General features: G+C 78.1%; 7 protein-coding genes. 5 read left to right on the forward strand and 2 right to left on the reverse strand.

Features of this window, described 5'->3' with window-relative positions:
- The 4 genes from AB6N23_RS16285 to AB6N23_RS16300 all read left to right on the forward strand — a co-directional run.
- The coding region (locus tag AB6N23_RS16285) for a YkoF family thiamine/hydroxymethylpyrimidine-binding protein (protein WP_412867040.1) at nt 1-633 on the forward strand (633 nt) is incomplete at its 5' end.
- The gene (locus tag AB6N23_RS16290) at nt 630-1,367 is read left to right on the forward strand and encodes an ECF transporter S component (protein WP_412867041.1); all 738 of its coding nucleotides are present in this window, start codon (nt 630-632) and stop codon (nt 1,365-1,367) included. The genes AB6N23_RS16285 and AB6N23_RS16290, both read left to right, overlap by 4 nt.
- Nucleotides 1,364-3,010 (forward strand): ABC transporter ATP-binding protein, encoded by a 1,647-nt coding sequence (locus AB6N23_RS16295; protein WP_412867042.1) that lies wholly within the window; start codon nt 1,364-1,366, stop codon nt 3,008-3,010. Before AB6N23_RS16290 ends, AB6N23_RS16295 begins: the two co-directional genes overlap by 4 nt.
- Entirely contained in the window at nt 3,007-3,816 is an 810-nt protein-coding gene (locus tag AB6N23_RS16300) for an energy-coupling factor transporter transmembrane component T family protein (RefSeq protein ID WP_412867043.1), read from the forward strand. Before AB6N23_RS16295 ends, AB6N23_RS16300 begins: the two co-directional genes overlap by 4 nt.
- A gap of 49 nt (nt 3,817-3,865) precedes the next feature.
- Here AB6N23_RS16300 and AB6N23_RS16305 read toward each other — a convergent pair whose 3' ends face one another.
- The gene (locus AB6N23_RS16305; protein ID WP_412867044.1) at nt 3,866-4,825 is read right to left on the reverse strand and encodes a VOC family protein; all 960 of its coding nucleotides are present in this window, start codon (nt 4,823-4,825) and stop codon (nt 3,866-3,868) included.
- A gap of 58 nt (nt 4,826-4,883) precedes the next feature.
- Nucleotides 4,884-5,528: a CYTH domain-containing protein gene (locus AB6N23_RS16310; protein ID WP_412867045.1), complete on the reverse strand. Its 645-nt coding sequence runs from the start codon at nt 5,526-5,528 to the stop codon at nt 4,884-4,886.
- A gap of 254 nt (nt 5,529-5,782) precedes the next feature.
- On the opposite strand from AB6N23_RS16310, the gene AB6N23_RS16315 reads away from it, so the two are divergent.
- Nucleotides 5,783-7,033 (forward strand): sugar ABC transporter substrate-binding protein, encoded by a 1,251-nt coding sequence (locus AB6N23_RS16315; RefSeq protein WP_412867046.1) that lies wholly within the window; start codon nt 5,783-5,785, stop codon nt 7,031-7,033.
- Nucleotides 7,034-7,344: the final 311 nt, after the last annotated feature.

Here is a 7,344-nt window from a genome sequence, read left to right on the forward strand (position 1 = left end):
GCCGGCGACGCCGCGGCGGCACGCGCGCGCGCCGCCGCTCTCGGGGTGGGCGCCCGCGTGTCGGTGCACCCGCACCGGGACGACTTCGCCGACGTCCTGCTCGGCGCGCTCGCCACCCTCGACCGCACCGGGGTGGACGTCGTGACCGACGACGTGTCGACGCTCGTGCGCGGCCCCGAGGCCGACGTGCTGCGGGTCGTCGTGGACCTGGTCGCCGCGGTCGCGCGCGCCGGCGGGCACGTCGTCGCGCACGTCCACCTCTCGCGCGGCTGCCCGGGCGAGGTCGCGTGCGACCTCGCCGACGACGTGGTCCTCGCGCCCGTCGACCTGGCACCCCCGGCACCCGTGGGCGTGCCCGCGAGCGCGCACTGGGCGCTCTACCCGCTCGGCGTGGACGGGCACCTCGACGCCGTGCTGGCGGCGGTCGACGAGGCGGGGGCGCGCGTGCGCGTGACGCCCGAGCACTACGTGACCCGGCTCGACGGCGACCTCGCCGACGTGCTCGGGACGGTGGCGCTCGCGTGGGCCCGCACCGGTGAGCGCGTCCGGCACGTCGTCACCCACGTGACCGTGTCGGTCGGGTCGCCGTCCGTCGGGTCGCCGTCCGTCGCGCCGTCGGCGGTGGCGCGGTGACCGCCGCGGGGCGCGACGTCGTGCCCGGACCGGTGAGCGCGGACGCGGGGGCCGACGCACCGGTCGACGCACGCGTCGTCGACGTGCGCGCACGGCGCGGGCTGACGCTGTCGGAGCTCGTGCTCCTGACCGTCCTCGCGGTCGTGTTCGGCTTCCTGTACTGGGCGCTCGTGCAGGCGTGGGCGGCGCTGCAGGTGGCGATGGGCCCGTTCGGCGACCTGGCGCAGCACGTGCTCATCGGCGGGTGGATGGTGGTCGCGCCGCTCGCGCTCCACATCGTCCGCAAGCCGGGCGTCGGGGTGGTCGTCGAGCTCGTGGCGGCGCTCGTCGAGGTGGCGTTCCTCGCGTCGCCGGTGGGGCCGATGCTGCTCGTCGTCGGGCTCGTGCAGGGCGTCGGCGCCGAGCTCGCCTTCACGCTCACCCGCTACCGCCGGTACGGCTGGTGGGTCTTCGTCGCGAGCGGCGTCAGCGCCGGGCTCGCGAGCACGCTGCTCGGCACGCTGCGGTACGGCTGGCACCTCCAGGACCTGTTCGCGCTGCGCGTCGGGCTCCAGGTGGTCAGCGGCGTCGTGCTGTGCGGTCTGCTCGCACGCGTCCTCGGCGACGCGCTGGCCCGTACCGGTGTGCTCGACGAGACGGCCCTCGGCCGCGAGCGGCGTGCCCGGCGGGCCGCTCGTCGCGGCGTGGACGGTCCGGGGGTCGGCGGTGCCGGGGTGGACGAGGTGCCGGCGTGATCGAGGCGACGGGCCTGCGGGTGCGCTGGCCGCACGCCGGGGACGACGTGCTCGCCGGCGTGGACCTGCGGGTGGACGCCGGCGAGCGGGTGCTCGTGCTGGGCACGTCCGGGTCGGGCAAGAGCACGCTGCTGCGCACCCTCGCCGGGGTCGTGCCGCAGCAGGTCGACGCGTCCACGTGGGGCGACGTGCGCGTCGCCGGGCACCGCGTCCTCACCCCGGTCGCCCCGGGTGCACCCGCCGTGCCGACGACCACGACCGCCGGCGTGGCGCGCGACGTCGGCACGCTCACGCAGGACCCGTGGGCGCAGCTGTGCCTGCCGACCGTGGCCGACGAGGTGGCCTCCGGCCTGGAGCACCGGGCCGTCCCCCGGGAGGAGATCGGACCCCGCGTGCGCGCGGCGCTCCTCGCCGTGGGTGCCGCGCACCTGCGCGGTCGCCGGACGGCCGAGCTGTCGGGCGGCGAGGGGCAGCGGGTGGCGCTCGCGACGGTCCTGGCGGCGCGTCCGCGGGTGCTCCTGCTCGACGAGCCCACGGCGCTGCTGGACCCGGCCGGGGCCGCCGCCGTGGGGGCCGCGGTGGGTCGCGCCGCGGCCGGGCGCGCCACGCTCCTCGTCGAGCACCGGCTCGACGAGCAGGGCGAGCGGGATCCGGACGGGCCCGGGGGTGGTGCACGCACCCTGCCGGGCCGCGTCGTCGTGCTGGGCCCGGCGGGCCGCGTGCGCGCCGACGGTCCGACCCGCGACGTGCTGGGCGACCTGGCCCCCGACCTCGCCGCGCTGGGCACGTGGCTGCCGTGGTGGGCCGAGCTCGCCGCCGCGCGGGTGCGCGACCTGCGGGACCTGCCGGCTGCGTCGTCCCCGCGCGCCCCGACCGGGTCCCCCGTGCTCCTGCACGCCCGCGACCTCGTCGTCCGGCGCGGGGGCCGCACCGTGGTCGACGGGGTCTCGCTCGACGTGCGCGCCGGCCGGGTGACCGCCGTCGTCGGGCTCAACGGGTCGGGCAAGAGCTCGCTGCTGCTGGCGCTCGCCGGCCTGCTGCCCGCCGACGGCGTCGTGCGCGGGCCGCGCCCCGCGCTCGTCCTGCAGCGGCCGGAGCAGCAGCTGCTCGCCCGGACGGTGCGGGACGAGGTCGCCTGGGGCCTGCGCCGGGCAAGGGTTCCGGACGTCGACACCCGCACCGACGCGGCACTCGCCGCCCACGACCTCACCCCGCTCGCCGGCGCGGACCCGTTCCGGCTGTCGGGCGGCCAGCAGCGCCGGCTCGCGGTCGCGGCGGCGACGGTCGGGGACCACGACGTGGTGCTCGCGGACGAGCCGACCTTCGGGCAGGACCGGGCGACGTGGCGCACGTGCGCGCGGGCGTGGCGCGGGCTCGCGGACGCCGGGCGCGGCGTCGTCCTGGTGACGCACGACGTGCGGCTCGTGGCGGAGGTGGCCGACGACGTGCTGGTCCTGCGCGACGGGCGGGTGCTCGCGCACGGTCCCGTGGACGCCGTGCTGCGCGCCGGGGCACTCCCCCGCGCGGGCCTCCCGCTGCCGCCGGCCGTGCGTGCGGCGGTCGCGGACGGCCGTCCGCTCGCCGCCGTGCTCGGCGCGCTGGCCGCGCGCACCGGCGAGCCGGCGGCGGAGGTGCTCGCATGACGGCCGCCGCAGCGCCGGCGCCCCGCCCGCCGGCGCTCGCGCGGCGCGACCCGACGCTGGTGCTCGCCACCCTGCTGGTGGTCTCGCTGCTCCTGCTCGTCCCCGTCGACCCGTGGACGCCGGGTGCGCTGCTGGTCGTGGCGGTCGTGGCGGCGCGCGCCGGCGGCGTCCCGTGGCGGACGCTGCTGCGCGGCGCCGCGACGTTCGGCCCGTTCGCCGCGTCCGTCCTCGCGGTCAACCTCGTGACGCGCCCCGGCGTGCCCGTGGGGCACGTGGGCGGGCTCACCGTCACGGACGTCGGCGTCCTCGTCGGCGCGGGCCTCGCGGTGCGCACGCTGCTCGTCGGGACGCTCGCGGTCGTGGTGGCGTCGTCGCTCGACCCCGTGCGGCTCGTCACCAGCCTGCACCAGCGGGCCGGCCTGACACCCCGGTGGGCCGCGGCGCTGCTGGCGGGGCACCGCGTGCTCGAGCAGCTGCCCGCGCGCTGGGTCGCCGTCCGGCAGGCTCAGGCGGCGCGGCTGCCGGGGCCGCGCCCGCGTCGGCCCGGACGGCTGCCGGCGCACCCCGGTCTGCTCGGCCGGGCGGCCTTCACGCTCCTCGTCGTGACGCTGCGGCAGGCGCAGCAGATGGCCGTGGCGCTCGAGACCCGTGGGGTCGGGTCGGGGCCGCGGACCGTGCACCGGCCGGTGCCCCTCGGGGTGCGGGACGGCGCGCTCGCGGCCACCGCGCTCGGCGTCGTGGTGCTGGTGGGCCTGGCGACGTGGCGGCTGGGCCTCCTCGAGACGTGGGCCACCGTGGGCCGGTGACCCGGCCGGCCCGTGGTCGACGGCGGCCGGCGCCGGGCCGTCCGCCGTCTCAGGCGGCGTGCGCCTCGCGAGCGCTGACGCGGACCACGTTGCGCCACGGGTCCGCGAACCGGAGCGTGGCGCCGTCGTCGTCAGGCGTCACGCCCGCGGACCGGACGCGCTCGCGCAGCGCCCCGAGGTCGTCGGCCGTCGGGACGACCACGCGCACCTCGCCCAGGCCGAGGGACGACGCCCGCGGACCCGCGCCCGCCGTGCCCCACGTGTTCATCGCGAGGTGGTGGTGGTAGCCGCCGGCCGACACGAACAGCGCGCCCTGCCACTCGGCCTGCACCTCGAAGCCGAGCGCGTCCACGTAGAAGGCGCGCGCCCCGGCGACGTCCCCCACCTGCAGGTGGACGTGACCGACGACCGTCGCGTCGTCGCCGGACGGCTCCGGGTGGGCGAGGTGCTCGCCGAGGAACGCGTGCGGGTCCAGCCGCAGCGAGTCCATGACGACGCCGCCCTGCGGGGTGCGCCGCCACAGCTCACGGCTGCGGTCCCAGTACAGCTCGACGCCGTTGCCCTCGGGGTCGGTCAGGTAGAAGGCCAGCGAGACGAGGTGGTCCGCGGACCCCACGTAGGTGTGCGGCGCGTGGCGCGCCACGGAGGCGAGGGTGGCGGCGAGGCCGGCACGGTCGTCGAACAGCAGGGCCGTGTGGAACAGCCCCGCGGACCCGCGCGTGCGGGGCGGCAGGTCGGGCGTGTGCTCCAGCACGACGAGGGGGACGCCGCGGCGGCCGAGGACGACCCGGGCCGGGGCGGCACCGCCGGCGTCGCCGGCGAACCGGTCCCCCGGCCGGTCGACCGGCTCGAGGCCGAGGACGTCGCGGTAGTACGTCAGCTGCCGGTCGAGGTCGCCGACCAGGAGCGTGACCGCGTCCATCGCGGTGCCGGCGGCGATCGGCTCGGGCGCGTGGTGACGGGTGAGCGGCCGGTCGGCGCCGGCTCCGGGCGCGGGGGCGGTGGACATGCGGCCAGCCTACAGTTGATGCTTCAATAGTTCAACTATCAACTAATCCGACGAACGGTCACCGGTCGTAGGCGCCGGACATCCGGTGGTCGTGCCCGAACCCCGGCAGGAACCGCGGGCCCGCCGCGGCGAGCTCGGCGGCGTACGCGTCGGCCCAGGCCCCGAACGGCGCGTGCGCGAGCGCGTCGTTGGCGAACCGCGCGTCCTCCGTCACCTCCGTCACGCAGAACCCGGGGATGGCGAGATCGGTCACCGGGCCGCCGCGCTCGACCTCCGCGACGACGAGCGGCGCGTTCGCGCCGGCGAAGACGTCGACGACCCAGCCGTCGTCCCCCAGCCACACCGAGTGCCGCAGCTTGGCCACCCGCGCGCCGCCGCGACGCACCATCTCGACCCCGACCTGCGCGTCGATCTCCCGCTCGGCCTCGTACCGGGTGCCACCGGCCATCGGGCCCTTCACCGTGACGGCGCAGAAGTCCACGGCGTCCGCGAAGCGCTCGAGCAGGGTCACCTCGTCCGTCCGCAGGTCGACCGGGACGTCGACCGACGACGCCTGCGCGCGCACGCGCAGCGCGTAGCCGCCGTCGGCGAGGTAGTAGCTCTGCACGATCAGCGCCGGCGCGGTCTCCAGCAGCCGCGCCGGGACGTCGCGCGCGAGGAACCGTCGCTCGAACTCGAAGTCGCCGTACCCCGTGTCGCTCATGGCCCGCCCGTCCGCCGTCGGACCGCGCGGACGCGCGGCCCTCGCACCCACGCTAGCGACCGGGGGCCCGCGCGCGCGGGAGCGCGCCGGGCCGCACCCTGTCGCGTGCACCCTCCACCAGACGGGCGAACCCGTCCGACTGTTCTTGCTGCAACTTGCAGCAAGCCGTTTACAGGTCGGGTGGTGGCCGCCTACGGTCGCGACGGCCCGGTCCGCGCACCGCTGCGCAGCCCACCGTCGACGAAGGAGTCCTCGTGCACCGCTCCCCCACGCCGCGCCGCGCCCGCCGGGTCGCCGCCCCCGCCGTCGTCGTCTCGCTCGCCCTGCTCGCCGCGGCGTGCGCCGGCGACGCGCCGGGCGCCGCCCCCGCGGGCGAGGCCGAGCGCATCACCGTGTGGACCGACGAGGACCGGCTGCCCACGTTCGAGGCCCTCGCGGCGGAGCACACCGCCGCGACCGGCGTCGCGGTCACGGTCGAGGGACGGGCCAACGACGAGCTGCGCCAGGCGTTCCTCGCGGGCGTCGGCTCGGGTCGCGGGCCGGACGTGCTGGTCGGTGCGCACGACTGGCTCGGCGAGCTCGTCGCCGCGGGCGCGGTCGTCCCCGTCGCGCTCGACGACCCCGCGGCGTTCGTGCCCGCCGCCGTGCAGGCCGTCGCGTACGACGGGGACACGTACGGCGTGCCGCTCTCGACCGAGAACGTGGCCCTCGTCCGCAACGACGACCTCACGAGGCTCGACCCGGCGACGTTCGAGGAGGCCGTGGCCGAGGGCGAGCGCCTCGTCGCCGCGGGCCGCGCCGACCGCCCCCTGCTGCTCCAGCAGACCGAGGCGGCCAGCGACCCGTACCACCTGTACCCGCTGCAGACGTCGTTCGGGGTGCCGGTCTTCGCCGCGGACGCGACCGGGTCGTACACCTCGGAGCTCGCGCTCGCCGGCGAGGGCGGGCACGCCTTCGCCGCGTACCTCGGCGAGCTCGGCGACCGCGGCGTGCTCGACCCCGCCGTCGACGCCGACGTCGCGCGCGAGACGTTCGAGGCCGGGCGCGCGCCGTTCGTGGTGACGGGACCGTGGAACGTGCCCGCGTTCCTCGAGGCGGGGATCGACGTCACGGTCCTGCCCGTGCCGCCGGCCGGACCGCAGCCGGCCCAGCCGTTCGTCGGCGTGCAGGCGGCGTTCGTGTCGGCGACGACGCCGCGCGAGCCGCTCGCCCTCGCCTTCGTCGCGTCGCTCGCCGCCCCCGAGGTGCAGGCGCGCATCGCCGAGGCCACCGGGCGCGCGCCGGCCGTCGCGGCCGCCGTCGACGCGTTCGCCGACGACCCGGTGCTGCAGGGCTTCTCCGCGGCCGGTGCCGAGGGCGCGCCGATGCCCGCGATCCCGCAGATGTCGGTGGTGTGGTCGTTCTGGGGCTCGGTCGAGCACCAGCTCGTCACGGGGTCCGGCGACCCGGCCGCGCTGTGGGACGGCATGGTCGCGGGCATCGAGGGCGCGGTCGCGGACGCCTGACCGCCAGCGGCGACCCCGCGGCGCGCGGTCCCGCACCGGTTCGGGGATTGCGCTTCCCGCAGTTCGCGTGCCACGGTGGGTGCGGGTGGTGAGAAACCGGTTTCTCGCCGCCTGCCCATCGACACGCTCGCCACCGAGACGAAGGAGTCCGGCATGCGCGCCGCCCCCGCACCGAGCCCCCATCCCCACGACGACCACCACGACCGGACCCACGCGACGGACCGCCCCGCGCGACGCACCCGCCCGGCCTCCCGGCGTGCCGCCGTCGCGGCGCTCGCCGCCGCCGGCCTCGTCCTGCCGGTGACCGCCGC

The sequence above is a fragment of the Cellulomonas pasadenensis genome (assembly GCF_047229365.1).
Taxonomy (GTDB): domain Bacteria; phylum Actinomycetota; class Actinomycetes; order Actinomycetales; family Cellulomonadaceae; genus Cellulomonas.

Bases quoted from the DNA above. Each gene is read 5' to 3' on its own strand.
- AB6N23_RS16305 (WP_412867044.1), bottom strand. From the start codon at position 4,825: ATGTCCACCGCCCCCGCGCCCGGAGCCGGCGCCGACCGGCCGCTCACC.
- AB6N23_RS16300 (WP_412867043.1), top strand. From the start codon at position 3,007: ATGACGGCCGCCGCAGCGCCGGCGCCCCGCCCGCCGGCGCTCGCGCGG.
- AB6N23_RS16310 (WP_412867045.1), bottom strand. From the start codon at position 5,528: ATGAGCGACACGGGGTACGGCGACTTCGAGTTCGAGCGACGGTTCCTC.